The sequence below is a fragment of the Acidovorax sp. M2(2025) genome (assembly GCF_049330835.1).
Taxonomy (GTDB): domain Bacteria; phylum Pseudomonadota; class Gammaproteobacteria; order Burkholderiales; family Burkholderiaceae_C; genus Acidovorax.
In genome coordinates this window covers 4,670,192-4,694,468 of record NZ_CP186262.1, presented here as the reverse complement: position 1 = coordinate 4,694,468, position 24,277 = coordinate 4,670,192, and the positions used below count along the sequence as shown (strand labels likewise).

The following is a 24,277-nucleotide window of genomic DNA, read 5'->3' as shown; positions in this document are numbered from 1 at the left end:
TCCCCCTTCCCGCATCGCGCAGCGAGGCGAGAGAAGGGGGAAGCGGCGCAGCCGCTCAGGGGGCCGTCTTCAACCTGTGAGCCGCTCCAGGGCTTCGCGGTACTTGGCAGCGGTCTTTTCGATCACTTCGCGCGGCAGGCGCGGCGCGGGGGCGGTCTTGTCCCAGGGCTTGCCGTTGACCTGCGCCTGCTCCAGCCAGTCGCGCACGAACTGCTTGTCGTAGCTGGGCGGGTTCTGGCCGGCGGCCAGCGCGGCCTGGTAGCCCTCCACCGGCCAGTAGCGCGAGCTGTCGGGCGTGAGCACCTCGTCCATCAGCACCAGCGTGCCGTCGGGCGCCAGGCCGAACTCGAACTTCGTGTCGGCAATGATCATGCCCTTGGTGAGCGCGATCTCGGCGGCTGCCTTGTAGATGGCGATGCTCAGGTCGCGGATGCGGGTGGCGAGGTCGGCGCCGATCATCTCCACCGTGCGCTCGAAAGTGATGTTTTCGTCGTGCTCGCCCACGGCGGCCTTGGCGGCCGGCGTGTAGATGGGCTCGGGCAGCTTGGCGGCGTTGGTCAGGCCCTCGGGCAGCGGCACGCCGCACACCGAGCGGCTCTCCTGGTACTCCTTCCAGCCGCTGCCGGCCAGGTAGCCGCGCACCACGGCCTCCACCGGAATGGGCTTGAGGCGCCGGACCAGCATGGAGCGGCCGCGCACCTGGGCCACCTCGTCGGGCTGCACCACGCTCTCGGGGGCCTCGCCCGTCAGGTGGTTGGGGCAGATGTGGCCCAGCTTGTCGAACCAGAACAGCGCCATCTGCGTGAGCAGCTCGCCCTTGCCGGGGATGGGCTCGCCCATGATCACGTCGAAGGCCGAGAGGCGGTCGCTGGCCACCATGAGGATGCGGTCGTCACCCACGGCATAGTTGTCCCGCACCTTGCCGCGGGCCAGCAGGGGCAGCGAAGTCAGGGCAGAGGTGTGCAGGGCGTGGGAGCTGGGCTGGTTCATGGTGTGGTCGGTCGGTTTTGCGCCGGCAAGGGGCCGCGGGGCGGCTGGCAGATAGATGGCGGCGGGGACAGGCGTGCGGGGGATGGGGGTCGATCAGGCGGCAAGCGCGCAACCCCGCAATTTTACGCGGAGGCCGGCGCGGCGCCCGCCCGGGCGGAGGACGGGCGGGAGGGGAGGCAACTCGCCCATTGTGCGTGGTTTTGGGGCGCTTGGCACCCCGGCGGCCATAACCCAGCAGGCCGGGGCGGAATGGGATTGCATTTCGGGGGAGCCCGGCGCATAGTGACTTCACGTCAACGGGATGCATCCAAGTTCGCCGGGCCGCCCTCTGACCCAGGGTGGCGTTTCTTCCACAGAGCGTGTTACAGGAGACTTATTTATGAACTTGACGATCAGCGGTCACCACCTCGAAGTTACCCCCGCCCTGCGCAGCTACGTGACCACCAAGCTGGACCGGATTACCCGCCATTTCGATCAGGTGGTCGACGTCAAGGTTCTGCTGACGGTAGAAAAGCAGAAGGAAAAGGAAAAGAGACAGCGAGCGGAATGCAATATCCACGTCAAGGGAAACGACCTGTTTGCGGAAAGCTCCCATTCCGACCTGTATGCGGCCGTGGACGAGTTGGTCGACAAGATGGATCGCCAGGTCGTGCGCCACAAGGACCGTTTGCAGGACCACCACCACGACGCCGCCAAGCGCGAACTGCACGCCTGATGCGCCAGCCCTGAGCCTGGCAGCCGCAGCCGCCCCCACCGGGCGGTTTTTTTGTGGCCTGCCGCGCGGCACTCAGGGTTTTCGCCGACATGTGCATAATTGTTACCCTTGACCATGAACCGACTCGCCTCCATCCTGCCCCCCGCTCAAGTGCTCGTGAGCGTGGACGCCACCAGCAAGAAGCGTGCTTTTGAAGAAGCGGGTCTGCTGTTCGAGAGCCAGCACGGCCTCTCCCGGGCATTGATCACCGACAGCCTGTTCGCGCGCGAGCGCCTGGGCTCGACGGGCCTGGGCCATGGCGTGGCCATCCCGCACGGGCGCATCAAGGGCCTGAAGGCGCCCATGGCTGCCGTGTTCCAGCTGCTGCACCCCATCGGGTTCGATGCGCCGGACGAAGCACCGGTCGGGCTGCTGATCTTTCTGCTGGTGCCGGAAGCGGCCACGCAAAAGCACCTGGAAATCCTGTCCGAGATCGCCGAACTGCTCAGCGATTCGGCCCTGCGCGAAAAGCTCAAGGCCTGCACCGACGCCCAGGAGCTGCACGGCATGATTGCCGGCTGGCAGTCCACCCAGGCCGCCTGAGCATTTTCCCTTCCCCCGGTACCGCCTTCTGCGCCACGTTGCGCCATTTGCCGTGAAACCCAATGTTGTCAGCGCCGATGTCCTGTTCGAGGAATTCCGCGGCCTCCTGAAATGGGAATGGGTCGCCGGGCTGGGTGCCTCCGAGCGGCGTTTTGACGAGGTGGCCGTGCGCTCGGCACGCTCCGGCGCCGATCTGGTGGGCTACCTCAACTACATCCACCCCTACCGCGTCCAGATCCTGGGCGAGCGCGAGATTGCGTACCTGGGCACGGCCTCTGCCGAGGACTGCAAGCGGCGCATCGCCCGCATCGTGACGCTGGAGCCGCCGGTGCTGGTGCTGGCCGACAACCAGACCGCGCCGGACGAGCTGGTGTCGATGTGCGAGCGCGCCCAGATCCCGATGTTCTCCACCCACGAGTCGTCGGCCTTTGTCATCGACGTGCTGCGGGCCTACCTGTCCAAGCATTTTGCCGACCGCACCACCATGCACGGCGTGTTCATGGACATCCTGGGGCTGGGGGTGCTCATCACGGGCGAATCGGGCCTGGGCAAGAGCGAACTGGGCCTGGAGCTGATCTCGCGCGGCAACGGCCTGGTGGCCGACGACGCGGTCGACTTCTACCGCATCAACCAGACCACCATCGAGGGCAAGTGCCCCGAACTGCTGCAAAACCTGCTGGAGGTGCGCGGCATCGGCCTGCTGGACATCCGCGCCATCTTTGGCGAGACGGCCGTGCGCCGCAAGATGCGGCTCAAGCTCATCGTCCACCTGGTCCGCAAGGAAACGCTGGAGCGTGAATACGAACGCCTGCCCTACGAGCCGCTCACCCAGGATGTGCTGGGCGTGCCCGTGCTCAAGGTGGTGATCCAGGTGGTTGCGGGCCGCAACATCGCCGTGCTGGTGGAAGCCGCCGTGCGCAACACCATCCTGCAGCTGCGCGGCATCGACACTTACCAGGAGTTCGTCGAGCGCCACCGCCGCGCCATGGAGCGCGACACCGGCGGCTAGTGCTGCATATTTGATAGCTGCCGGCGCTTGATGCGCAAGCGCTGGAGCCTCATTTGGATCGAAACTGCCACAACCGGCGCGGCCTCAGGCCAGTGCACCCGTGGAATCGGCTTTGCCGGGCCACCGGGTGCGTCCCCCTCTGGGGGAAGGCGCGCAGCGCCTCAGGGGGTTAGCTCTTTCCAGCGCAGGAAGCGCATTGCCCGTACAGCGCCATCGTGTGGTCCTGCACCACCCAGCCCTTGGCCTTGGCCACGGCGTGCTGGCGCTTTTCGATATCGGGGTCGTAGAACTCCTCCACCTTGCCGCACGAGGTGCAGATGAAGTGGTCGTGGTGCTGTCCCTCGTTGAGCTCGTAGACCGCCTTGCCGCTCTCGAAATTGCTGCGGATCAGGATGCCGGCCTGCTCGAACTGCGTGAGCACCCGGTACACGGTGGCCAGGCCGATGTCCGAACGCTCTTCCAGCAGCACGCGGAACACGTCTTCGGCCGTCATGTGGCGCTGTCCGCCTTTCTGGAAGATCTCCAGAATTTTCAGGCGGGGCAGCGTGGCCTTGAGACCCGTGCTTTTGAGTTCGTCAATGTTCGTCATGGCATGCTCTTTCCGGTTGCGTGGGGCCGTTCTCCTGGCAAAAGGCCTGCCGCTACAATGGGGCGATCATATCCTCAGCCTTTTTACCCATGCCCGTCAAAGCCCGTTGCAGCGCCCGCCTGGGCCTGGTCCTTTTGGCCGGTGCCGGCTTGGCTGCCCTGGCCGGCTGCAGCAGCCTGGATGGAGCCAGCACCCGCATCGCCAGCATCGTCACGCCCTACAAGGTCGACGTGGTGCAAGGCAACTTCGTCTCACGCGAGCAGGTCGAGGCCCTGCAGCCCGGCATGAGCCGGCAGCAGGTGCGCGAGATCCTGGGAACCCCGCTCGTCACCAGCCTGTTCCACGCAGACCGGTGGGAATACGTGTTCACCCTCAAGCGCCCCGGCGAGGACGCCCAGACGCGCAAGCTGACCGTGTACTTCAAGGGTGACGAGCTGGAGCGCTCCGAAGGCGACCCCATGCCCACGGAGACCGAATTCGTGGCCACCCTGGGAACGCGCGGCGCCAAGGGCAAGGTCCCCGTGCTGGAGGCTACGCCGGAGCAACTGGCCCGCTACCCCGCATCGCCCCGCCCGACCACGCCGCCCACCGCAGCGCCGCTGGAGCCCGCGTCGGTGAGCTACCCCCCGCTGGAATCGCCCGCGCGCTGAGCCCGCCCCGCAGCGGCCGGCCGGCTGGCGGCCGCAGGTTGTTGGCCCAGGCCGGCCGGATCCACCCCATACCAACCACAGGAATCTCATGACAGGGACACTCCCGCCCGCCGCCCCCCGCGCCTACACCCCCGAGAACCCTTGCCGCGTGGCCGTCGCCGGCGCATCCGGCCGCATGGGCCGGATGCTGATCGAGGCGCTGCGCGCTGCGGACGACTGCGTCCTGGCGGGCGCACTGGATGTGCCGGCCAGCCCGGCCATCGGCTCGGATGCCACGGCCTTTCTGGGCCACGCCAGCGGAGTCGCCATCACGTCCGACGTGGCGGCAGGCCTGAAGAACGCGGAGGTGCTCATCGACTTCACGCGCCCCGAGGGGACGCTGGCCCACCTGGCGGTGTGCTCCGACCTGGGCGTGAAGGCCGTGGTGGGCACCACCGGCTTTTCCGAAGCGCAGAAGGCCGAGATCGCGGCACTGGCGCGGCGCACGGCCATTGTCATGGCCCCCAACATGAGCGTGGGTGTCAATGTCACGCTCAAGCTGCTGGAAATGGCCGCCAAGGCCCTGGCCACGGGCTATGACATCGAGATCATCGAGGCCCACCACCGCCACAAGGTGGATGCCCCCTCGGGCACCGCGCTCAAGATGGGCGAGGTGATTGCCCAGGCGATGGGCCGCGACCTCAAGGACTGCGCCGTGTACGCCCGCGAAGGCGTGACCGGCGAGCGCGACCCGTCCAGCATCGGCTTTGCCACCATCCGGGGCGGCGACATCGTGGGCGACCACACCGTGCTGTTTGCAGGGGTGGGCGAGCGCATCGAGATCTCGCACAAGTCGTCCAACCGCGCCGGCTACGCCCAGGGCAGCCTGCGGGCCGTGCGGTTCCTGGTGTCGCACAAGACGGGCATGTTCGACATGTTCGACGTGCTGGGCTTGAAGTGACGCAACCCCTGAGATGCCTTGCGTCTGTCCCCTCCGGGGGACGCCACCCCGGGCCTGGCAAGGCCGGCTCCCCGGTGGCACGGATTTCGGCTGCACCCGTTGCGGGCCAAGCGCCAGGTAGCAGGAGGGCTTGATGGACGCGCTTCACTGGTGGCGCCAGGGCGATGCGGTCACCCAGGGGGCGGCTCTGGTCCTGCTGGTCATGTCCGTGGCCAGCTGGGTGGTCATCCTCTGGAAGCTGTGGCTCATGCACCGCGCCAGCGCCGACGTGGCGCGCAGCACGGCCGCGTTCTGGCAGGCCCCCTCGCTGGAGCTGGCCGTGCAGCGGCTGCAGTCCTTTGACCGCCCGGCGCTGGTGCTGCCCCTGGTGAGCGCGGCAAACGCCGTGGCCCGGGATGGCCAGCACGGCACGCTGGCCGGTGCCGGCAGCCTGTCGCAGCGGCTGACCCGCGTGCTGCGCGATGCCTTGCACGGGGTGTTGGGCCGGCTGCAGTTCGGCCAGGTGCTGCTGGCCACGGTGGGTTCCACGGCCCCCTTCGTCGGGCTGCTGGGCACCGTGTGGGGCATCTACCATGCGCTGACGGCCATGGCCGGTGCTGGCCAGATCACCATCGACCGCGTTGCGGGCCCCGTGGGCGAGGCCCTGGTGATGACCGCAGCCGGGCTGGCCGTGGCGCTTCCGGCCGTGCTGGCCTACAACGTGTTCGGCCGCCTGGTGGGCCGCATCGAGGCCGATCTGGAAGGCTTCGCGCGCGATCTGCGCGAATTGCTCATCGATGCGGCCCCTGCCACGGCCCCGGTGGAAACCGATCGCCCAAGCGGAGCGCGGCCATGAGCTTTGGCCGGCTGGAGCGCACCTCCGGTCCCCAGCCCATGAGCGACATCAACATGACGCCGCTGGTGGACGTGATGCTGGTGCTGGTGGTGATCTTCATCCTCACCGCGCCGCTGATGGCCAGCTCCATCCGGCTGGAGCTGCCGCGCACCCCGGGCGCCACGCCGGCAGGGACGCCGCCATCGGTGACGGTGGTGATCAACGCCGCCGGCCAGGCCTTCGTGCAGGACGAGCCGCTGTCCCAGGCAGCGCTGGCCGAGCGCCTGCGCCGCATCGGCGCCGAGCGCCCCGACACCGAAATCCAGCTGCGCGCCGATGCCGCCGTGCCGTACGGCCGCGTGGTCGAGGTCATGGGGGCGGCGCACCTTGCGGGCCTGCAGCGCATCGGCTTCGTGGCCGAGCCGCAGGACCCGGCGGCAAAGCCCGCCGCTGCGGCCGCACCCACGCGCTGACGCGGCTGCGCAGTATCCCGGCGCAGCGTGCGCTGCTGCGGTATTCCGGGCGCAGGGTCGCCTAAAATCTGCGCAGCGCGGCCCGCGGCTGCCCACTTCCCATCCCCCTGCCCATGCAAGACAAATACTCTCCCCAAGACGTCGAGCGCGCCGCGCACGACCACTGGACCGCACGCGACGCCTACCGCGTGACGGAAGACGCGAACAAGAAGAAGTTCTACGCCTGCTCCATGCTGCCGTACCCCAGCGGCAAGCTGCACATGGGCCACGTGCGCAACTACACCATCAACGACATGCTCACGCGCTACCTGCGCATGAACGGCTACAACGTGTTGATGCCCATGGGCTGGGACGCCTTCGGCCTGCCGGCCGAGAACGCGGCGCTCAAGAACGGCGTGCCACCGGCCAAGTGGACGTACGAAAACATCGCGTACATGAAAAAGCAGATGCAGGCCATGGGCCTGGCCATCGACTGGAGCCGCGAAGTCGCCACCTGCGATCCCGAGTACTACAAATGGAACCAGTGGCTGTTCCTGAAGATGCTGGAAAAGGGCATTGCCTACCGCAAGACCCAGGTGGTGAACTGGGACCCGGTGGACCAGACTGTGCTTGCCAACGAGCAGGTGATCGACGGCCGCGGCTGGCGCACCGGCGCGCTGGTGGAAAAGCGCGAGATCCCCGGCTACTACCTCAAGATCACCGACTACGCCGAGGAACTGCTGGGCTTTGTGACCGGCGACCAGCTGCCCGGCTGGCCCGAGCGTGTGAAGCTGATGCAGGAGAACTGGATCGGCAAGAGCGAAGGCGTGCGCTTTGCATTCACGCACGACATCAAAGGTGACGATGGCGTGCTGATCGGCGACGGCAAGATGTACGTGTTCACCACGCGTGCCGACACCGTCATGGGCGTGACCTTCTGCGCCGTGGCGCCCGAGCATCCGCTGGCCGCGCACGCTGCCAAGAGCAACCCGGCGCTCGCCGCCTTCATTGAAGAATGCAAGACCGGCGGCACCACCGAGGCTGAACTGGCCACGCAAGAGAAGAAGGGCGTGCCCACGGGCCTGTACGTGACGCACCCACTCACCGACGAAAAGGTGCAGGTCTGGGTCGGCAACTACGTGCTGATGGGCTATGGCGACGGCGCCGTGATGGGTGTGCCGGCGCACGACGAGCGCGACTTCGCATTCGCCCTCAAGTACGGCATCGAGATCAAGCAAGTGGTGCTGGTGGACGGCGAGACGTTCAACTACCACCAGTGGCAGGACTGGTACGGCGACAAGCAGCGCGGCGTGACCATCAACTCCGACAGCTTCAGCGGCCTCTCCTACAAGGACGCCGTGAACGCCGTGGCCCACGCGCTGCAGCAAAAGGGCCTGGGCGAGAAGAAGACCACCTGGCGCCTGCGCGACTGGGGCATCAGCCGCCAGCGCTACTGGGGCACGCCGATCCCGATCATCCACTGCGATGAACACGGCGCCGTGCCCGTGCCCGAAAAGGACCTGCCCGTGGTGCTGCCGCAGGACTGCATCCCCGACGGCTCGGGCAACCCGCTGCACAAGCACGAAGGCTTCCACGCGGGCGTGACCTGCCCCGTGTGCGGCAAGCCTGCCCGCCGCGAGACCGACACCATGGACACCTTCGTGGACAGCTCGTGGTACTTCATGCGGTATTGCGACCCCAAGAACGCGGACGCGATGGTGGCCGGGGGTGCGGATTACTGGATGCCGATGGACCAGTACATCGGCGGCATCGAGCACGCCATCCTGCACTTGCTGTACGCCCGCTTCTGGACCAAGGTGATGCGCGACCTGGGCCTGGTCAAGGTCGACGAGCCCTTCACCAAGCTGCTCACGCAGGGCATGGTGCTCAACCACATCTACAGCCGCCGCACCGCCAAGGGCGGCAAGGACTACTTCTGGCCGCACGACGTGGAGCATGTGCTCGATGAAGGCGGCAAGATCATCGGCGCCAAGCTCAAGAACGAAGCCACGAGCGGCGACGGCCTGCTGCCCGTGGGCACGCCCATCGACTACGAGGGCGTGGGCACCATGTCCAAGTCCAAGAACAACGGCGTGGACCCGCAGGACCTGATCGAGAAGTACGGCGCCGACACCGCCCGCCTGTACACCATGTTCACCGCCCCGCCCGAGGCCACGCTGGAGTGGAACGACGCGGCCGTGGAAGGCAGCTACCGGTTCCTGCGCCGCGTGTGGAACTTCGGCGTCAAGCTGTCTGCTATGGATATGGAAGCTGCCTGCGCAAGCGCAGCAAGCGCCGGCAGCCTGAAAGATGTGGAATTTGGCAAAGAGGCCAAGGCCCTGCGCCTGGAGATCCACACCGTGCTCAAGCAGGTGGACTACGACTACCAGCGCATGCAGTACAACACCGTGGTCTCCGGCGCGATGAAGATGATCAACGCGCTGGAAGACTTCAAGGCCACCGACTCGGCCGGCGCCCAGGTCGCGCTGATCGAAGGCTTCGGCATCCTGCTGCGCTGCCTGTACCCCGCCACGCCCCACATTGCTCACAGCCTGTGGCAGGGCCTGGGCTACGCCGGCGTGCTGGGCGACCTGCTGGACACGCCCTGGCCGCAGCCCGACGCGAGCGCGCTGGTGCAGGACGAGATCGAGCTCATGCTGCAGGTCAACGGCAAGCTGCGTGGCTCCATCCACGTGCCCGCGCAGGCCGACAAGGCCGAGATCGAGCGCATCGCGCTGGCCAGCGATGCCTTCACCACGCACGCCGCGGGGGCCGCGCCCAAGCGCGTGATCGTGGTGCCCGGCCGCCTGGTCAACGTTGTTGTCTGACCCTCAACCCACGGAGTGAAGACGATGCGCAAACGCACGCTGCTGCTGACCCTGGCCCCGGCCGCCCTGCTGGCCGCCTGCGGCTTTCGCCTGCGCGGCGTGCCCGAGTTCGGCTTTGACACGCTGTACATCGCCGCCCCCACGACGTCGGCCCTGGCGCGGGAACTGCAGCGCACGCTGGAGGGCTCCGGCGGCAAGCTGCAGGTGCTGCGCGACCCCGCGTCGCTGCCCCAGGCCCAGGCCATCCTCGATGTGCTGCAAGAGCAGCCCGAGCGCGTGGTGGTCGGCCTCAACGCCTCGGGGCAGGTGCGCGAACTGCAGCTGCGGCTGCGCATCCGCTTCAAGCTGCGCACGCTCGAAGGCACCGAGCTGATTCCCGAAACCGAGCTGCTGCAGCAGCGCGACATCAGCTACAACGAAACCATCGCGCTGGCCAAGGAGGCCGAAGAAGCGCTGCTGTACCGCGACATGCGGACCGACCTGGTGCAGCAGCTCATGCGGCGGCTGGCCGCGGCCAAGCGCTCCTAGAGCGCCTTGGATGGACGCTTCCAGGAGAGCAAGGTCTGGCGGCGCGAGGCTTCGACAGGCCCAGCCCGAATGGTGATGGAGGACGGCGCGCGTGCATTCGGATGCATGGCGCCTGTCCGTAAAAACTGGCGCGATCTAAGGCCAGTGCAGCCGCGCAAGGGCCGCCCCGACGCGCTGGCTGCGTCCCCCTTCCCGAATCGCATCGCGATTCGAGAGAAGGGGGAGGGCGCGCAGCGCCTCAGGGGGATCGCCGCATCAGCGTGCTCTTGCCAAACAGCGACTCCACCAAATCCACCGCCAGCTCGGCCGTGCGGTTGCGCACGTCCAGGGCGGGGTTCACTTCCACGATGTCCAGCGACGCCAGGCGGCCGCTGTCGGCAATCATCTCCATGCACAGCTGGGCCTCGCGGTAGGTCGGCCCGCCGGGCACCAGCGTGCCCACGCCGGGGGCGATGTCGGGGTCCAGAAAATCCACGTCGAAGCTCACGTGCAGGTGGGTGTGCTCGTCCACCCCGGCCAGCGCCTGCAGCATGGTCTGGCGCATGCCCACCTCGTCGATGTAGCGCATGTCGAACACCTCCAGCCCCTGTTCGTGCACAAAGCGCTTCTCGCCCGGGTCCACGCTGCGGATGCCGATCTCGCGGATCTGCGAAGGGTGCAGCGCGGGGCCGCCGCCGGGCATGCCGGCCAGGTGCGTCAGCTCCCGCGGGCCGAAGCCACACAGGCAGGCCACCGGCATGCCGTGCACGTTACCGCTGGGCGTGAGCGCGCTGGTGTTGAAGTCGGCGTGGGCATCCAGCCACAGCACGCGCAGCTTCTTGCCCGCCTCGGCGCAGTGGCGGGCCACGGCGCTGATGCTGCCCAGGCCCAGGCAGTGGTCGCCGCCCATCAGCAGGGGCAGGTGGCCGCGCTGCAGTTCGGCATACACGGCGTCGAACACGCGCTGGTTCCACGCCACCACCTCCTGCAGGTGGCGGTACCCCTGCTCGGGGGGCTGCCAGGGGTTGGCGGGGCCGCTCAGGTTGCCGCGGTCGAAGACCGTGAGGCCGTGGCTCTCCAGTGCAGGCTGCAGGCCCGCCACGCGCAGCGCCTCGGGGCCCATGGACGCGCCCCGCGCCCCCGCCCCGACGTCGGTGGGGGCGCCGATGAGGCAGACGGCGGGTGCCGCAGAGGTCAGGGGAGCATTCATGGGCAGAACCTTCGGGAGAGAAGACGGTAAGAAAGCCGGGGCGGCCGCGCCGCAGGGGCGCAGGTGGCGGCATTGTCGGCGCGGCGAATGCCAATGCAAAGTCGGACAGCTGCGCAATTCCCGGTTCCGTTTGCGCAAAGCGTGCGGTGGCGCTGCCGATGTGTGCAGCGCCGGGGCGGCATGCGGGTCGGCGTGCGGGGCGGCAGGCCGCAGCCCCGCGATAAACTTTGCCACATGCAAGTTGCCCTGGCCCAACTCTCTTCCCATCTCTCCCGGGGCCTGGCGCCGCTGTATGTGCTGCACGGCGACGAGCCGCTGTTGCAGCAGGAGGCGGCCGACACCATCCGCGCCACCGCCCGCGCCCAGGGCTATACCGAGCGCAGCAGCTACACCGTGGCGGGCGCCCACTTCGACTGGAGCGCCGTGCTGGCCGCCGGCGGCAGCTTGAGCCTGTTTGCCGAAAAGCAGATCGTGGAGATCCGCATCCCCTCGGGCAAGCCCGGCAAGGACGGCAGCGTGGCCCTGCAGCAGGTGGCCGACTCGGCCCGCGGCAACGACAGCACGCTCACGCTGGTGATGCTGCCGCGGCTGGACAAGGCCACCAAGACCGGCGCCTGGTTCGCCGCGCTGGAGGGCAGCGGCGTCTCGATCCAGATCGACCCCATCGAGCGCGGCATGCTCCCCCAGTGGATCGCCCAGCGCCTGGCCGCCCAGAGCCAGCGCGTGGTGGCGGGCGAAGAGGGCCAGCGCACGCTGCAGTTCTTTGCCGACCGCGTGGAAGGCAACCTGCTGGCCGCCCACCAGGAGATCCAGAAGCTTGCGCTGCTGCACCCGGCGGGAGAACTGACCCAGGCCCAGGTGGAAGCCGCCGTGCTGAACGTGGCCCGCTACGACGTGTTCAAGCTCTCCGAATCGGTGCTGGCCGGGCACACGGCCCGCGTGCAGCGCATGCTCGACGGCCTGCAGGCCGAGGGCGAGGCCGAGGTGCTGGTGCACTGGGCCCTGGCCGAGGACATCCGCGCCCTCAAGCGCGTGAAAGACGCCATGAACGCCGGCCGTCCCCTGCCCATGGCCCTGCGCGAGAACCGTGTCTGGGGCGCCAAGGAAAAACTGTACGAACGCATCCTGCCCAAGGCCAGCGACGCCGCGCTGGCGCGCCTGCTGCAGTCGGCCCACATCGTGGACGGCATCGTCAAGGGACTCAAGCAACCCGATTGGCCGACGGACGGGTGGCAGGCGCTGCAGAGGCTGGCGCTGCAGGTGTGCCGGTTGACGCAGGCGGCGCGGTGAGGCTTACGGGAGGAAGTGATGAGGAGCGCTGAGTACTTTTCGCTGTTTGCTTCAGAGGGCGATTTTTCGGTCGAAGCACGGCTGCAGGGGAGCGGGGCGGTCGCTGGGCGAAGGGCTGACGCCGGGGTGCTTTCGAGCCTGCTGAAGGCTCCGCCCTGCTCATTGACGTTCGACGATCATCCCCATGATGTCGTGCGCTACGAAATAGACCCGACCAACAAGAGGCTGCTGATACACGCCCGGCCACAGGGCGCTGCGCTGAGCAAAAACCAGCTGCTTTACGACAGATACCTGGAACTGGTGCGCTCGGAGATTGAGGAGTTTGGGGTCAAGCCCACGGCCATCCCGCATCTGATAGGGCGGCTGGGCGAGCTTCATTGCGCGTTGGCGGTGCAAGGCACGCTGGCGGATCTGACCAATCAGCCAGGGTTCGACGTAAAGTCGCCCGGCGGCAAAAAGATCAGCGTCAAAACGACCGCGCAAGTGTCGGGTTTCGTTTCCATTTCGGCGAGCACGTTGCTGAAGGCCGATGAGCTGATGCTGGTGCAATATTCGAACGGGCAGACGTCCACGATCTTTCACGGCAGCGTGCACAAGGCGGTCGCGGGCACTCGCATGTACGAAGGCCGGTACGAACTGGACATCGGCCGGGCCCGGAAGCTCGCAGCGTTGCCGGACTGAACGCCAGCCCTGCAGCAGGGGCAGGGGAGCCCACGGGCCATCGCAGCCTTGGCGCTGCGGGCAGCTCAGCCTTCGGCCAGTGCCCCCCGCGCCTTCTCCACCCACATCCCCAGATTCGCCACCAGATCCTTCTGGCTGAACGAGCAGCTCTCCTCCGAGAACAGCGCGCTCGATTCCAGCCGGTCCAGCAGGTTCAGCAGCACCTCGCCGTAGCGCGCGGGCAGGGCGGCGAGCAGGGCGGTCTGCTGGCGGGCCAGGGTGCCCAGGGCGGCGGCGGTGTGCTCGCCGCGCTCGAAGGCCTGCAGGGCCTGGGCGAAGGTGGCGAACTGGGCGGAGGCGGTGTCGGTCATGGGGAAAAGCGTACGGGCGCGCGGGTGGAAGGGCCAGGCTGCAAGGGTAAGGCCAAGTGCGGCAAAATCGGCGGATGAACGCCCTCAACGTCGCCGAATACACGCAAACCCTTGGCCTTCAGGCAAAAACAGCCTCTGCGCTGATGGCCAAAGCGCCGGCAGCTATCAAAAACAAAGCACTCAAGGCGCTGGCCCGGCTGCTGCGCGAGCAGACCGCGGCGCTGCAGGTGGACAACGCCCGCGATCTGGAACGCGCCCGGGCCGCCGGGCTGCCCGAGCCCATGGTGGACCGCCTCAAGCTCACGCCCAAGGTGCTGGAGACCTGCGCCCAGGGCTGCGAGCAGCTGGCGGCCATGCCCGACATCATTGGCGAGATCCTTGGCATGAAGCAGCAGCCCAGCGGCATCCGCGTGGGCCAGATGCGCGTGCCCATCGGCGTGTTCGGCATGATCTATGAGAGCCGGCCCAACGTGACCATCGAGGCCGCGTCGCTGTCCATCAAGAGCGGCAACGCCTGCATCCTGCGCGGCGGCTCGGAAGCCATCGATTCCAACAAGGCGCTTGCCAAGCTGGTACAGCAGGCGCTGGCCGAGGCCGGCCTGCCGCAGGACGCCGTGCAGCTGGTGCAGACCACCGACCGCGAGGCCGTGGGCCAGCTCATCGCCATGCCGCAGTTTGTGGACGTGATCATCCCGCGCGGCGGCAAGGGCCTGATCGAGCGCATCAGCCGCGATGCCAAGGTGCCCGTCATCAAGCACCTGGACGGCAACTGCCACACCTACGTGGACGACCCCTGCGACATCGCCATGGCCGTGAAGGTGGCCGACAACGCCAAGACCAACAAGTACAGCCCCTGCAACGCGAGCGAAGGCCTGCTGGTGGCGCGCGGCGTGGCGGCCGACTTTTTGCCCAAGATCGGCACCGTCTACGCCGCCAAGGGCGTGGAGATGCGCGGCTGCCCCGAATCGCTGGCCCTGCTGCAGCCGGTGCCCGGTGCCAAGCTGGTGCCCGCCACCGAGCAGGACTGGAGCGAGGAGTACCTCGCGCCCATCATCAGCATCAAGGTCGTGGCGGGCGTGGACGAGGCCATCGCCCACATCAACCGCTATTCCAGCCACCACACCGACGCCATCCTGACGCGCGACCACATGCACGCCCAGCAGTTCCTGCGCGAGGTGGACTCGGCCAGCGTGATGGTCAACGCCAGCACGCGCTTTGCCGATGGCTTCGAGTACGGGCTGGGGGCGGAAATCGGCATCAGCACCGACAAGTTCCATGCCCGCGGGCCGGTGGGCATCGAGGGGCTCACCTCGCTCAAGTACGTGGTGCTGGGCGAAGGCGAAGTGCGCGGCTGAGATTGCTCACGTTTTGATAGCTGCTTGCGCTTTTCCGGCAAGCGCTGCAGCCTAAAACAGTCTCAAGCCCTGTAGCCCATGAAAATCATCATCCTCGGGGCGGGCCGCGTGGGGGAGACGGTGGCCGACAGCCTGGTGTCCGAGCGCAACGACATCACCGTCATCGACACCGACGCCGAGCGCCTGCGCGATCTGGAGTCGCGTTTTGACCTGCGCGGTGTGGTGGGCAACGGCATCGAGCCGGCCGTTCTGGCCGAGGCCGGCGCGCAGGACACCGACCTGCTGATCGCCTGCGCCGCGCAGGACGAGACCAACCTGGTGTGCTGCAAGATCGCGCAGCTGCTGTTCAACATTCCCACCCGCATTGCGCGGGTGCGCTCCACCGGGCTGGAGGGCGACGAGCGCCTGCTGGGCAACGAGGGCTTTGCGGTGGACCGCATCATCTGCCCCGAGGAATCGCTCACGCGCTACATCGGCAAGCTCATCGACTACCCCGAGGCCATGCAGGTGCGCGAGTTTGCGGGCGGGCGCGCCTGCCTGGTCTCCGTGCGCGCGCGGCTGGGTGCGCCGATGGTGGGCGGCACCATTGCCGAGCTGCGCGCCGGCGCGCCGGATGTGGCGGTGCGGCTGGTGGCCATCTACCGCCGCTTTCCCGACGAACCCGACCGCTTCGTGGCCTGCGCGGGCGATACGCGCATCGAACCCGGCGACGAGGTGTTCGTGCTGGCCGCGCAGGAGCACATCGCGCATGTGCTGTCGGCCCTGCACCGGCGCGATGGGGCACAGGCCTCGCCCGTGCGCCGCATCATGATTGCGGGGGGCGGGCGCGTGGGGCTGCGCCTGGCGCAGCAGCTCGGCCAGCAGCAGGGGCGGTTCCACCTGAAGGTGATCGAGTCCGACCCGCAGCGCTGCGTGGAGCTGGCCGCGGTGCTGCCGCCAGACGTGCTGGTGCTGCAGGGCGACACCACCGACGAGGACCTGCTGGGCGACGAGGGCGTGGAAGAGGTGGACCTGTTCCTGGCCCTGACGGACGACGATGAGGACAACATCATGTCCTGCCTGCTGGCCAAGCGCATGGGCGCCAGCCGCGTGCTGGCGCTCATCAACCGCCGCAGCTATGCCGACCTGATGCACGGCACGCAGATCGACATTGCGCTGTCGCCCGCGCAGGCCATGCTGGGCGAACTGCTGGCCTTTGTGCGCCAGGGCGACGTGCAGGCCGTGCACAGCCTGCGCCGGGGCGTGGCCGAGGCGCTGGAGATCGTGGTGCGCGGCGACCGCAAGAGTTCGCGCGTGGTCGGCCGCAAGGTCAGCGAGCTGACCCTGCCGCGCGACGTGCACATGGGGCTCATCGTGCGCGGCCTGCCCGACGGCGCCCAGGCCGCGAGTGAAGTCGGTGAAGCGGGCGAAGGGCATGAAGCCGCCCAGGCGGCCGGCCTGCCCGCGCCGCAGGTGATCATCCCGCGCAGCGACACCGTGCTGGAGCGCAACGACCACGTGGTCTTCTTCCTGCCGCACAAGCGCCTGGTGCGCGACGTGGAAAAGCTCTTCCGCGTGAGCGCCACGTTTTTCTGACGCAGCGGGGCCGCCATGGTGGACATGTTTCCCGTGCTGCGTGTGCTGGGCATTCTGGTGATGACCTTTGCCTCTGCCCTGGCGCTGCCCCTGGCCGTGTCGTGGTGGACGCAGGACGGGCTGTGGTTTGTCTACCCGCAATGCATGGCGGCCACGGCCTTTGCCGGGGGCTGGCTGTGGTGGAGCTTTCGCGTCTTCCGGCGGGAGCTGCAGCCGCGCCACGGGGTGATGCTGGTGTCGCTGGTGTGGCTGCTGCTGCCGCTGTTTGCGGCGTTGCCGCTGATGCTGGCGGGGCACACCATCGGGCGGCCGATGTCGTTCACGCATGCGTACTTCGAGGCTGTCTCGGGCCTGACCACCACGGGTTCCACCGTCCTGAGCGGGCTGGACACGCTGCCCGTTTCCATCAATATCTGGCGCACCTTTTTGCAGTGGCTGGGCGGCATGGGCATTCTCATCCTGGCGGTGGCCGTGCTGCCGCTGCTGGGCGTGGGCGGCAGTCAGCTCTTCAAGGCCGAGGCCGCCGGGCCGGTGAAGGATGCCAAGCTCACGCCCCGGATGACCGGCACGGCCAAGGGGCTGTGGGGCGTGTACGCGCTGTTCTCGGTGGCCTGCGCCCTGGCGTACTGGCTGGGCGGCATGGCGCCGCTGGATGCCGTCATGCACATGTTCACCACGGTGAGCCTGGGCGGGCTGTCGCCTTACGAAGCGAGCTTTGGACACTTCCAGTCGCCGCTGCTCGAAGCCATCGCCATCGTTTTCATGCTGGTGGCCAGCTGCAACTTTGCGCTGTACTTCGTGGCGCTGCGCAAGGGCGACTGGCAGGGCTTCTGGCGCGACCCCGAGCTGCGCGCCACGCTGGGCACGCTGGTGGGCGGCGGGCTGGTGGTGTCGCTGCTGCTGTGGGCCAAGGGCGTGTACGAACCCCTGCAGGCCCTGCGGCACGGCATGTTCAACACCGTTTCGCTGGCCACCACCACGGGCTATGCCACGGTGGACTACCTGGGCTGGCCGGTGTTTGCGCCGGTGCTGATGCTGCTGCTGTCGAGCGTGGCCACCAGCGCGGGCTCCACCGGCTGCGGCATCAAGATGGTGCGCATGCTCATCCTCGTCAAGCAGGCCCGGCGCGAGATGACGCGGCTGGTGCACCCGCGCGCGGTGCAGCCCGTGCGGCTGGGCAGCAGCGTGGTGGACAACCGCGTGATCTTCTCGGTGCTGGCGTTCATGCTGGTGTACGGCGGCACCGTGATCGGCCTCTCCATGGTGCTGCTGCTGACCGACCTGGACCCGGTGACGGCGTTTTCTGCCGTGCTGGCCAGCGTGAACTGTGCCGGGCCCGGGCTGGGCGGCGTGGGCCCGGCGTCCAACTTCGCCGTGCTGACGGACTTCCAGGTGTGGGTGTGCACGCTGGCCATGCTGCTGGGCCGGCTGGAGATCCTGAGCTTCATGGCGGTGCTCACCCCGGCGTTCTGGCGGCGATAGGTGCGCGGGCGAGGGGGCCGGCGGCTTGCGAAACGCGGGCGCGGCCCCATCTTGTCATCTCTCTACAATCCGTCGCAATCGCTTCCCGAGGGCTTTCCATGGTTCCGCATCTCATCACGGCCCTCACGGGTCCGATCAACGAACTCGAACAGCGCATCCTTGACTCGATGCCCGCCATCGAGCGCTGGTTCCGGCTGGAATGGATGGAGCACACGCCCCCGTTCTACACCTCGGTGGACATCCGCAACGCGGGCTTCAAGCTGGCCCCGGTGGACACCAACCTGTTTCCCGGCGGCTGGAACAACCTGACCAAGGAAATGCTGCCCCTGGCCGTGCAGGCCGCCATGGCCGCCATCGAGAAGATCTGCCCCGAGGCGCGCAACCTGCTCATCATCCCCGAGAACCACACGCGCAACACCTTCTACCTGGCCAACGTGGTGCAGCTGCAGCGCATCTTCAACATGGCCGGCCTGAACGTGCGCGTGGGCTCCATCAGCCCCGAGATCAAGAAGCCCACGCTGATCGAGCTGCCCAATGGCGACTCGGTCACGCTGGAGCCCGTGATCCGCACCAAGGGGCGCCTGGGCCTCAAGAACTTCGACCCCTGCACCATCCTGCTGAACAACGACCTCTCGGCCGGCGCACCGGGCATCCTGGAAGACATCCACGAGCAGTACCTGCTGCCCCCGCTGCACGCGGGCTGGAGCGTGCGCCGCAAGAGCACGCACTTCAAGAACTACGAAGAGGTGGCCAAGCGCTTCGGCAAGATGCTGGGCATCGACCCCTGGCTCATCAACCCGCTGTACAGCCAGGTCGACGGGGTGGACTTTGCCGAGGACCAGGGGCTGGACAAGCTGCAGTCCTCGGTGGATGCGCTGCTGACCAAGGTGCGGCGCAAGTACAAGGAATACGGCATCAATGAAAAGCCGTTCGTCATCGTCAAGGCCAACAACGGCACCTACGGCATGGGCATCATGACCGTGCGCGACGCCAAGGAGCTCGATGCCGTCAACCGCAAGACCAAGAACAAGATGTCCGTCATCAAGGACGGCCAGCCGGTGCACGACCTGATCATCCAGGAAGGCGTGCTGACCCAGGAGCGCGTGCACGAGGCCGTGGCCGAGCCCGTGGTCTACATGATGGACCGCTACGTGGTGGGCGGCTTCTACCGCATGCATGCCGAGCGCGGCGTGGACGAAAACCTCAATGCGCCGGGGGCCAGCTTCGTGCCGCTGGCCTTCGAGCACAGCACCCACATGCCCCAGCCCGGCGTGCGCCCGGGCGTGAGCGCCCCCAACCGCTTTTACATGTACGGCGTGGTGGGGCGTCTGGCCATGCTGGCCGCCAGCTACGAGCTGGAAGCCACCAACCCGGACGCCGAGGTGTACGACTGAGAGCGGCTAACACAACCCCCCTGGCGTCGTTGTCCCGTCTTGTCGTACTGCTTGTACTGCCTGCGACGGAACGCCTAGCCAGGGCCGCTTCGCTGGGTTCTGTTAGCCGCTCTAAGTCGCAGGTCCGGGCCTGTTCACATGATTTTTGCTTGGTCAACCTAATGTGAACAGCCCGTGGCCGCACCCGGGGAGCGGCCGCCAGCCGCGCCTCCTCTCCCCGGGGAGGCGCCGCCCGCCGCGCAATTCCGGGCGCGCATGCCATGCCCGCGGCAGGTTGCCAAGGGCGAGTTGTTGCGCTGCAACATGGGGTTTTGCCTCCAGACGCTTGACCGGGGGCAGGCGCAAAATAGCGGTCTCAAACAGTAACGGAACCCTGCCAGGCACGGCCGCGGGGGTGGTCAGTGCAAAGCTCCAAGTCATCGCTCGCAGCGCTTACGCTGGGCGCCATCGGTGTGGTTTACGGCGACATCGGCACCAGCGTGCTGTACGCCGTCAAGGAAGTCTTCGGGTCGGGCCATGTGCCTTTCACGCAGGACAACGTCTACGGCATCCTGTCCATCTTCTTCTGGACGCTGACGGTCATCGTTTCGCTCAAGTACGTGGTGCTGGTGCTGCGCGCCGACAACCATGGCGAGGGCGGGCTGATCGCCATGCTGGCCCTGGCCTCCCAGGCCGTGAAGGACAAGCCCCAGCTGCGCGGCCTGCTGCTGGCCGTGGGCATCTTCGGGACCTCGCTCTTCTACGGCGACGGGGTCATCACCCCGGCCATCTCCGTGCTGTCCGCCGTCGAGGGCCTGGAGGTGGTGTCGCCCCACTTCAAGCAGTACGTGATTCCCATCACCCTGGTGGTGCTGTTTTGCCTCTTTGCCGTGCAAAAGCGCGGAACGGGCGGCATCGGGCGGTTTTTCGGCCCCATCACCCTGGTGTGGTTCGTCAGCATCGCGCTGCTGGGCATCTCGCACATCGTGGGCCATCCGGAGATCCTGTGGGCCCTGAGCCCGCACCACGCGCTGGGCTTCCTGTGGGCCAACCCGGGCATCAGCTTCGTCATCCTGGGCGCCGTGGTGCTGTGCGTGACCGGGGCCGAGGCGCTTTACGCCGACCTGGGGCACTTCGGCAAGCGGCCCATCCGCCTGGCCTGGTTCGGGGTGGCCATGCCGTCGCTCACGCTCAACTACTTCGGCCAGGGCGCGCTGCTGCTGGCCGAGCCCGAGGCCGTGAAGAACCCGTTCTACATGATGGCGCCCGACTGGGCGCTGATCCCGCTGGTGGTGCTGGCCACCATGGCCACGGTGATCGCTTCGCAAGCGCTCATCACCGGGGCCTTCAGCGTGACCAAGCAGGTCATCCAGCTGGGCTACCTGCCCCGCCTGAACATCCAGCACACCAGCGTGCGGGACACGGGCCAGATCTACATGCCGCTGGTGAACTGGGGGCTGTTCGTGGCCATCGTGCTGGCCGTGGTGATGTTCCGCTCGTCCAGCAACCTCGCGGCGGCCTACGGCATCGCCGTCACGCTGGACATGCTCATCACCACCACGCTCACGTTCTTCGTCATCCGCTATGGCTGGGGCTACCCGCTGGCGCTGTGCATCGCGGCCACGGGCTGTTTCTTCGTGGTGGACCTGGCCTTCTTCGCGTCCAACCTGCTCAAGCTGTTCCAGGGCGGCTGGTTCCCGCTGATGATCGGCGGCATCGTGTTCTCGCTCATGATGACCTGGAAGGAAGGCCGCCGGCTGCTCAACGACAAGCTGCGCGCCGATGCCATCGACCTCAAGGTCTTCCTGGAGTCTGTGTTCATCAGCCCGCCCACGCGGGTGGACGGCACCGCCGTGTTCCTCACGGCCGAGACCGGGGCCGTGCCCAACGCCCTCCTGCACAACCTCAAGCACAACAAGGTGCTGCACCAGCAGAACCTGTTCGTCACGGTGCACAACCACGAAACCCCGTGGATCGGGCTGGACAAGCGCCTGCAGGTGGAATCGCTGGGCCACGATTGCTGGCAGGTGGTGATCCACTACGGCTTCAAGAACGATCCCGACGTGCCCCGCGCCCTGGAGCTGCTGCGCGGCCGGGGCTGCGAGCTGGAGTCCATGACCACCAGCTACTTCCTGTCGCGCGACACCGTGATCCCCACGATGGGCGGCGGCATGGCGCCCTGGCGCGAAAAGCTGTTCGCCCAGATGCACCACAACGCCAGCGGCGCGGCGGACTTCCTGCACCTGCCCAACAACGCGGTGGTGGAGCTGGGGTCGAAGATCGAAATTTGATCTCTCGGCAGTCAGTCAGCCAGTCAGTCAAATTTCCAATAAAAATAGCTGCCAGCGCTTGTGGGACAAGCGCTGGCAGCTATTGTTTTATGAGCGCCAGACTGCAGGCTTGCAGGGCTGGCGCTGTCCGGTCGCCCCGCTCAGGCGGCTTGCGCGGCCTTCAGCTTCAGGCGCCAGGCGTGCAGCAGCGGCTCGGTGTAGCCGCTGGGCTGTTCCTTGCCCTTGAAGACCAGGTCGCACGCCGCCTGGTAGGCCATGCTGGTGTCGAAGTGGCCGGCCATGGGGCGGTACAGCGGATCACCGGCGTTCTGCTTGTCCACCTTGGCGGCCATGCGCTCGAAGGTTTCGCGCACTTGCGCCGCGGTCACCACGCCGTGGTGCAGCCAGTTGGCCATGTGCTGGCTGCTGATGCGCAGCGTGGCGCGGTCTTCCATCAGGCCCACGTCGTTGATGTCGGGCACCTTGGAGCAGCCCACGCCCTGGTCCACCCAGCGCACCACGTAGCCCAGGATGCCCTGCGCGTTGTTGTCCAGCTCCTGCTGCTTCTCGGCGTCGGTCCAGTTCGGGTTGGCGGTGACGGGGATGGTCAGCAGGCCGGTCAGCAGGTTGTCGCGCTCGGCGTTGGCGTCGGTCTTTTCCAGTTCGATCTGGATGTCCTGCACGTTCACCTGGTGGTAGTGCAGGGCATGCAGCGTGGCGCCCGTGGGGCTGGGCACCCAGGCGGTGTTGGCGCCCGCCTTGGGGTGGCCGATCTTCTGCTTGAGCATCTCGGCCATCAGGTCGGGCATGGCCCACATGCCCTTGCCGATCTGCGCCTTGCCCCGCAGGCCGCAGGAGAGGCCCACCAGCACGTTGCTCTTCTCATAGGCCTGGATCCAGGCGCTGGTCTTCATGTCGCCCTTGCGGATCATGGGGCCGGCCAGCATGGCGGTGTGCATTTCGTCGCCCGTGCGGTCCAGGAAGCCGGTGTTGATGAACGCCACGCGGCTGGATGCCGCGGCGATGCAGGCCTTCAGGTTGACGGAGGTGCGGCGTTCCTCGTCCATGATGCCCAGCTTGACGGTGCTGTCCGGCAGGCCCAGCAGCTTCTCGACGCGGCCGAACAGCTCGGCGGCAAAGCCCACTTCTGCGGGGCCGTGCATCTTGGGCTTGACGATGTAGACGCTGCCCTTGCGGGAGTTGCGGATGCCGTCCTTGCCATGGCCTTGCAGGTCGTGCAGGGCGATGGCGGTGGTGATGACGGCGTCCATGATGCCTTCGGGAATCTCGCGCACCGCGCCCTGGGCGTCGGTCCAGAGGATGGCCGGGTTGGTCATCAGGTGGCCCACATTGCGCAGGAACATCAGCGAGCGGCCGTGCAGGCGCACTTCGCCGCCGTTGGGGGCGGTGTAGATGCGATCTGCGTTGAGGCCGCGGGTCAGCTGCTTGCCGCCCTTTTCAAAGGTCTCCACCAGCGTGCCCTGGATGATGCCCAGCCAGTTGCTGTAGCCCAGCAGCTTGTCGTCGGCATCCACCGCCGCCACGGAGTCTTCCAGATCCAGGATGGTGGACAGGGCCGCTTCCAGCACCACGTCGCTCACGCCCGCGGCATCGCTCTGGCCGATGGGGGTGGCGCGGTTGATCTGGATGTCGATGTGCAGGCCGTTGTGCTGCAGCAGCACGGCGCTGGGGCTGGCGGCATCGCCCTGGTAGCCCTTGAACTGGGCGGGGGTCTTGAGGCCGGTGGTGGTGCCGTTGTTCAGGGCCACCACCAGCTGGCCGCCTTCCACGCGGTAGCCGGTGGCATCCTTGTGCGAGCCGCTGGCCAGGGGCGCGTTGTCGTCCAGCACCTGGCGGGCAAACGCAATCACCTTGGCGCCGCGCACGGGGTTGTAGCCCTTGCCCTTTTCCGCGCCGTCGGTCTCGGGAATCACGTCGGTGCCGTACAGCGCGTCGTACAAAGAGCCCCAGCGCGCGTTGGCCGCGTTCAGCGCATAGCGCGCGTTCAGGATGGGCACCACCAGCTGCGGGCCGGCCTGGGTGGCCAGCTCATCGTCCACGTTGGCGGTGGTGGCCTTCACCTCGGCCGGCTGGGGCACCAGGTAGCCGATCTTTTCCAGAAAGCTGCGGTAGGCCACCATGTTCTGGATGGGGCCGGGGTTGGCCTTGTGCCAGGTGTCCAGCTCGGCCTGCAGGCGGTCGCGCTCGGCCAGCAGGGCGATGTTGCGGGGGGCCAGGTCGGCCACGATGGCGTCAAAGCCCTTCCAGAACGCTTCGTTGCTGATGCCGGTGCCGGGCAGCACCTGGTCTTCCACAAAGCGGTACAGGTTGGTGGCCACTTGCAGGCCGTGGACGGTGGTGCGTGCAGTCATCGATGAAAAGCCTCGGTGAAGATGAAAAAAGCAGGAAAACAGGGGAGCGGCGGGGCCAGGGCGGCCAGCTTGAAAGCCACTGTATTGCAAATTTTTATGCCTATAAATGGCCGAAAAATCTCAAAACCAGTGACTTTTACGCAAAGGTGACGCAGGGCAAGGCGCAGGGTGATCAAGATTGCTTCAATTTTGATAGCTGTTTGCGCTTGTCTATAAAGGGCTGGAGGCCGATTTGACCTGATC

The 24,277-nt window shown here is 67.2% G+C and carries 22 protein-coding genes; 17 read left to right on the top strand and 5 right to left on the bottom strand.

Going from position 1 to position 24,277, the window contains the following annotated elements; genetic code table 11:
• Positions 1–69: 69 nt before the first annotated feature.
• On the bottom strand, positions 70–990 hold the full coding sequence (locus tag ACOYR3_RS21555) for a phosphoribosylaminoimidazolesuccinocarboxamide synthase (protein WP_422844345.1): 921 nt from the start codon (positions 988–990) through the stop codon (positions 70–72).
• A 379-nt stretch (positions 991–1,369) separates the two neighbouring features.
• On the opposite strand from ACOYR3_RS21555, the gene hpf reads away from it, so the two are divergent.
• From hpf to hprK, 3 genes are all read left to right on the top strand, one after another.
• Entirely contained in the window at positions 1,370–1,705 is a 336-nt protein-coding gene (hpf, locus tag ACOYR3_RS21550) for a ribosome hibernation-promoting factor, HPF/YfiA family (protein WP_422844344.1), read from the top strand.
• Between the two features lie 114 nt (positions 1,706–1,819).
• Entirely contained in the window at positions 1,820–2,287 is a 468-nt protein-coding gene (locus ACOYR3_RS21545; protein ID WP_291489923.1) for a PTS sugar transporter subunit IIA, read from the top strand.
• A 52-nt stretch (positions 2,288–2,339) separates the two neighbouring features.
• Positions 2,340–3,296, top strand: a complete 957-nt coding sequence (gene hprK / locus ACOYR3_RS21540) for an HPr(Ser) kinase/phosphatase (RefSeq protein ID WP_422844343.1) — start codon at positions 2,340–2,342, stop codon at positions 3,294–3,296.
• A 169-nt stretch (positions 3,297–3,465) separates the two neighbouring features.
• Here the strand turns inward: hprK and fur are convergent, their stop codons facing one another.
• Entirely contained in the window at positions 3,466–3,885 is a 420-nt protein-coding gene (gene fur / locus ACOYR3_RS21535; RefSeq protein ID WP_422844342.1) for a ferric iron uptake transcriptional regulator, read from the bottom strand.
• An 89-nt stretch (positions 3,886–3,974) separates the two neighbouring features.
• On the opposite strand from fur, the gene bamE reads away from it, so the two are divergent.
• From bamE to lptE, 6 genes are all read left to right on the top strand, one after another.
• Positions 3,975–4,535 (top strand): outer membrane protein assembly factor BamE domain-containing protein, encoded by a 561-nt coding sequence (gene bamE, locus ACOYR3_RS21530; protein ID WP_422844341.1) that lies wholly within the window; start codon positions 3,975–3,977, stop codon positions 4,533–4,535.
• A gap of 175 nt (positions 4,536–4,710) precedes the next feature.
• Positions 4,711–5,475: a 4-hydroxy-tetrahydrodipicolinate reductase gene (gene dapB, locus ACOYR3_RS21525; protein ID WP_422846633.1), complete on the top strand. Its 765-nt coding sequence runs from the start codon at positions 4,711–4,713 to the stop codon at positions 5,473–5,475.
• A gap of 133 nt (positions 5,476–5,608) precedes the next feature.
• The gene (locus ACOYR3_RS21520) at positions 5,609–6,310 is read left to right on the top strand and encodes a MotA/TolQ/ExbB proton channel family protein (RefSeq protein WP_422844340.1); all 702 of its coding nucleotides are present in this window, start codon (positions 5,609–5,611) and stop codon (positions 6,308–6,310) included.
• Positions 6,307–6,762 carry an ExbD/TolR family protein gene (locus ACOYR3_RS21515; protein ID WP_422844339.1) on the top strand — a complete coding sequence of 152 codons (456 nt, stop codon included), beginning with the start codon at positions 6,307–6,309 and terminating at the stop codon, positions 6,760–6,762. The genes ACOYR3_RS21520 and ACOYR3_RS21515 overlap by 4 nt, the downstream gene beginning before the upstream one ends.
• Positions 6,763–6,875: 113 nt before the next feature.
• Entirely contained in the window at positions 6,876–9,569 is a 2,694-nt protein-coding gene (gene leuS, locus ACOYR3_RS21510) for a leucine--tRNA ligase (protein WP_422844338.1), read from the top strand.
• A gap of 24 nt (positions 9,570–9,593) precedes the next feature.
• On the top strand, positions 9,594–10,097 hold the full coding sequence (gene lptE, locus ACOYR3_RS21505; RefSeq protein WP_422844337.1) for an LPS assembly lipoprotein LptE: 504 nt from the start codon (positions 9,594–9,596) through the stop codon (positions 10,095–10,097).
• 238 nt (positions 10,098–10,335) lie between these two features.
• Here lptE and rocF read toward each other — a convergent pair whose 3' ends face one another.
• Positions 10,336–11,286 carry an arginase gene (gene rocF, locus ACOYR3_RS21500; protein WP_422844336.1) on the bottom strand — a complete coding sequence of 317 codons (951 nt, stop codon included), beginning with the start codon at positions 11,284–11,286 and terminating at the stop codon, positions 10,336–10,338.
• Positions 11,287–11,520: 234 nt separating this feature from the next.
• On the opposite strand from rocF, the gene holA reads away from it, so the two are divergent.
• Complete coding sequence (gene holA / locus ACOYR3_RS21495) at positions 11,521–12,576, top strand: DNA polymerase III subunit delta (RefSeq protein ID WP_422844335.1); 1,056 nt, start codon at positions 11,521–11,523, stop codon at positions 12,574–12,576.
• A gap of 18 nt (positions 12,577–12,594) precedes the next feature.
• Entirely contained in the window at positions 12,595–13,257 is a 663-nt protein-coding gene (locus tag ACOYR3_RS21490) for a DUF6998 domain-containing protein (RefSeq protein ID WP_422844334.1), read from the top strand.
• A gap of 65 nt (positions 13,258–13,322) precedes the next feature.
• On the opposite strand, the gene ACOYR3_RS21485 is transcribed toward ACOYR3_RS21490, so the two are convergent.
• Positions 13,323–13,607 (bottom strand): hypothetical protein, encoded by a 285-nt coding sequence (locus ACOYR3_RS21485; RefSeq protein ID WP_422844333.1) that lies wholly within the window; start codon positions 13,605–13,607, stop codon positions 13,323–13,325.
• 74 nt (positions 13,608–13,681) lie between these two features.
• On the opposite strand from ACOYR3_RS21485, the gene ACOYR3_RS21480 reads away from it, so the two are divergent.
• The 5 genes from ACOYR3_RS21480 (at position 13,682) to ACOYR3_RS21460 (ending at position 21,683) form a co-directional block, all read left to right on the top strand.
• Positions 13,682–14,962 carry a glutamate-5-semialdehyde dehydrogenase gene (locus tag ACOYR3_RS21480; protein WP_422844332.1) on the top strand — a complete coding sequence of 427 codons (1,281 nt, stop codon included), beginning with the start codon at positions 13,682–13,684 and terminating at the stop codon, positions 14,960–14,962.
• A gap of 78 nt (positions 14,963–15,040) precedes the next feature.
• On the top strand, positions 15,041–16,537 hold the full coding sequence (trkA, locus tag ACOYR3_RS21475) for a Trk system potassium transporter TrkA (protein ID WP_422844331.1): 1,497 nt from the start codon (positions 15,041–15,043) through the stop codon (positions 16,535–16,537).
• 15 nt (positions 16,538–16,552) lie between these two features.
• The gene (locus ACOYR3_RS21470) at positions 16,553–18,019 is read left to right on the top strand and encodes a TrkH family potassium uptake protein (protein ID WP_422844330.1); all 1,467 of its coding nucleotides are present in this window, start codon (positions 16,553–16,555) and stop codon (positions 18,017–18,019) included.
• Positions 18,020–18,117: 98 nt separating this feature from the next.
• Positions 18,118–19,413 carry a glutamate--cysteine ligase gene (gene gshA, locus ACOYR3_RS21465; RefSeq protein WP_422844329.1) on the top strand — a complete coding sequence of 432 codons (1,296 nt, stop codon included), beginning with the start codon at positions 18,118–18,120 and terminating at the stop codon, positions 19,411–19,413.
• Positions 19,414–19,814: 401 nt separating this feature from the next.
• Entirely contained in the window at positions 19,815–21,683 is a 1,869-nt protein-coding gene (locus ACOYR3_RS21460) for a potassium transporter Kup (protein WP_422844328.1), read from the top strand.
• A gap of 140 nt (positions 21,684–21,823) precedes the next feature.
• On the opposite strand, the gene ACOYR3_RS21455 is transcribed toward ACOYR3_RS21460, so the two are convergent.
• Positions 21,824–24,034 (bottom strand): malate synthase G, encoded by a 2,211-nt coding sequence (locus tag ACOYR3_RS21455; protein WP_422844327.1) that lies wholly within the window; start codon positions 24,032–24,034, stop codon positions 21,824–21,826.
• Positions 24,035–24,036: 2 nt separating this feature from the next.
• Between ACOYR3_RS21455 and ACOYR3_RS21450 the strand changes: the two genes are divergently transcribed.
• Positions 24,037–24,270 carry a hypothetical protein gene (locus ACOYR3_RS21450; RefSeq protein WP_422844326.1) on the top strand — a complete coding sequence of 78 codons (234 nt, stop codon included), beginning with the start codon at positions 24,037–24,039 and terminating at the stop codon, positions 24,268–24,270.
• Positions 24,271–24,277: the final 7 nt, after the last annotated feature.

Coding starts and splice junctions, on each gene's coding strand:
- ACOYR3_RS21555 (WP_422844345.1), bottom strand. CDS start 990: ATGAACCAGCCCAGCTCCCACGCCCTGCACACCTCTGCCCTGACTTCG.
- hpf (WP_422844344.1), top strand. CDS start 1,370: ATGAACTTGACGATCAGCGGTCACCACCTCGAAGTTACCCCCGCCCTG.
- ACOYR3_RS21545 (WP_291489923.1), top strand. CDS start 1,820: ATGAACCGACTCGCCTCCATCCTGCCCCCCGCTCAAGTGCTCGTGAGC.
- fur (WP_422844342.1), bottom strand. CDS start 3,885: ATGACGAACATTGACGAACTCAAAAGCACGGGTCTCAAGGCCACGCTG.
- bamE (WP_422844341.1), top strand. CDS start 3,975: ATGCCCGTCAAAGCCCGTTGCAGCGCCCGCCTGGGCCTGGTCCTTTTG.
- dapB (WP_422846633.1), top strand. CDS start 4,711: ATGGGCCGGATGCTGATCGAGGCGCTGCGCGCTGCGGACGACTGCGTC.
- ACOYR3_RS21520 (WP_422844340.1), top strand. CDS start 5,609: ATGGACGCGCTTCACTGGTGGCGCCAGGGCGATGCGGTCACCCAGGGG.
- ACOYR3_RS21515 (WP_422844339.1), top strand. CDS start 6,307: ATGAGCTTTGGCCGGCTGGAGCGCACCTCCGGTCCCCAGCCCATGAGC.
- leuS (WP_422844338.1), top strand. CDS start 6,876: ATGCAAGACAAATACTCTCCCCAAGACGTCGAGCGCGCCGCGCACGAC.
- lptE (WP_422844337.1), top strand. CDS start 9,594: ATGCGCAAACGCACGCTGCTGCTGACCCTGGCCCCGGCCGCCCTGCTG.
- rocF (WP_422844336.1), bottom strand. CDS start 11,286: ATGAATGCTCCCCTGACCTCTGCGGCACCCGCCGTCTGCCTCATCGGC.
- holA (WP_422844335.1), top strand. CDS start 11,521: ATGCAAGTTGCCCTGGCCCAACTCTCTTCCCATCTCTCCCGGGGCCTG.
- ACOYR3_RS21490 (WP_422844334.1), top strand. CDS start 12,595: ATGAGGAGCGCTGAGTACTTTTCGCTGTTTGCTTCAGAGGGCGATTTT.
- ACOYR3_RS21485 (WP_422844333.1), bottom strand. CDS start 13,607: ATGACCGACACCGCCTCCGCCCAGTTCGCCACCTTCGCCCAGGCCCTG.
- ACOYR3_RS21480 (WP_422844332.1), top strand. CDS start 13,682: ATGAACGCCCTCAACGTCGCCGAATACACGCAAACCCTTGGCCTTCAG.
- trkA (WP_422844331.1), top strand. CDS start 15,041: ATGAAAATCATCATCCTCGGGGCGGGCCGCGTGGGGGAGACGGTGGCC.
- ACOYR3_RS21470 (WP_422844330.1), top strand. CDS start 16,553: ATGGTGGACATGTTTCCCGTGCTGCGTGTGCTGGGCATTCTGGTGATG.
- gshA (WP_422844329.1), top strand. CDS start 18,118: ATGGTTCCGCATCTCATCACGGCCCTCACGGGTCCGATCAACGAACTC.
- ACOYR3_RS21455 (WP_422844327.1), bottom strand. CDS start 24,034: ATGACTGCACGCACCACCGTCCACGGCCTGCAAGTGGCCACCAACCTG.
- ACOYR3_RS21450 (WP_422844326.1), top strand. CDS start 24,037: ATGAAAAGCCTCGGTGAAGATGAAAAAAGCAGGAAAACAGGGGAGCGG.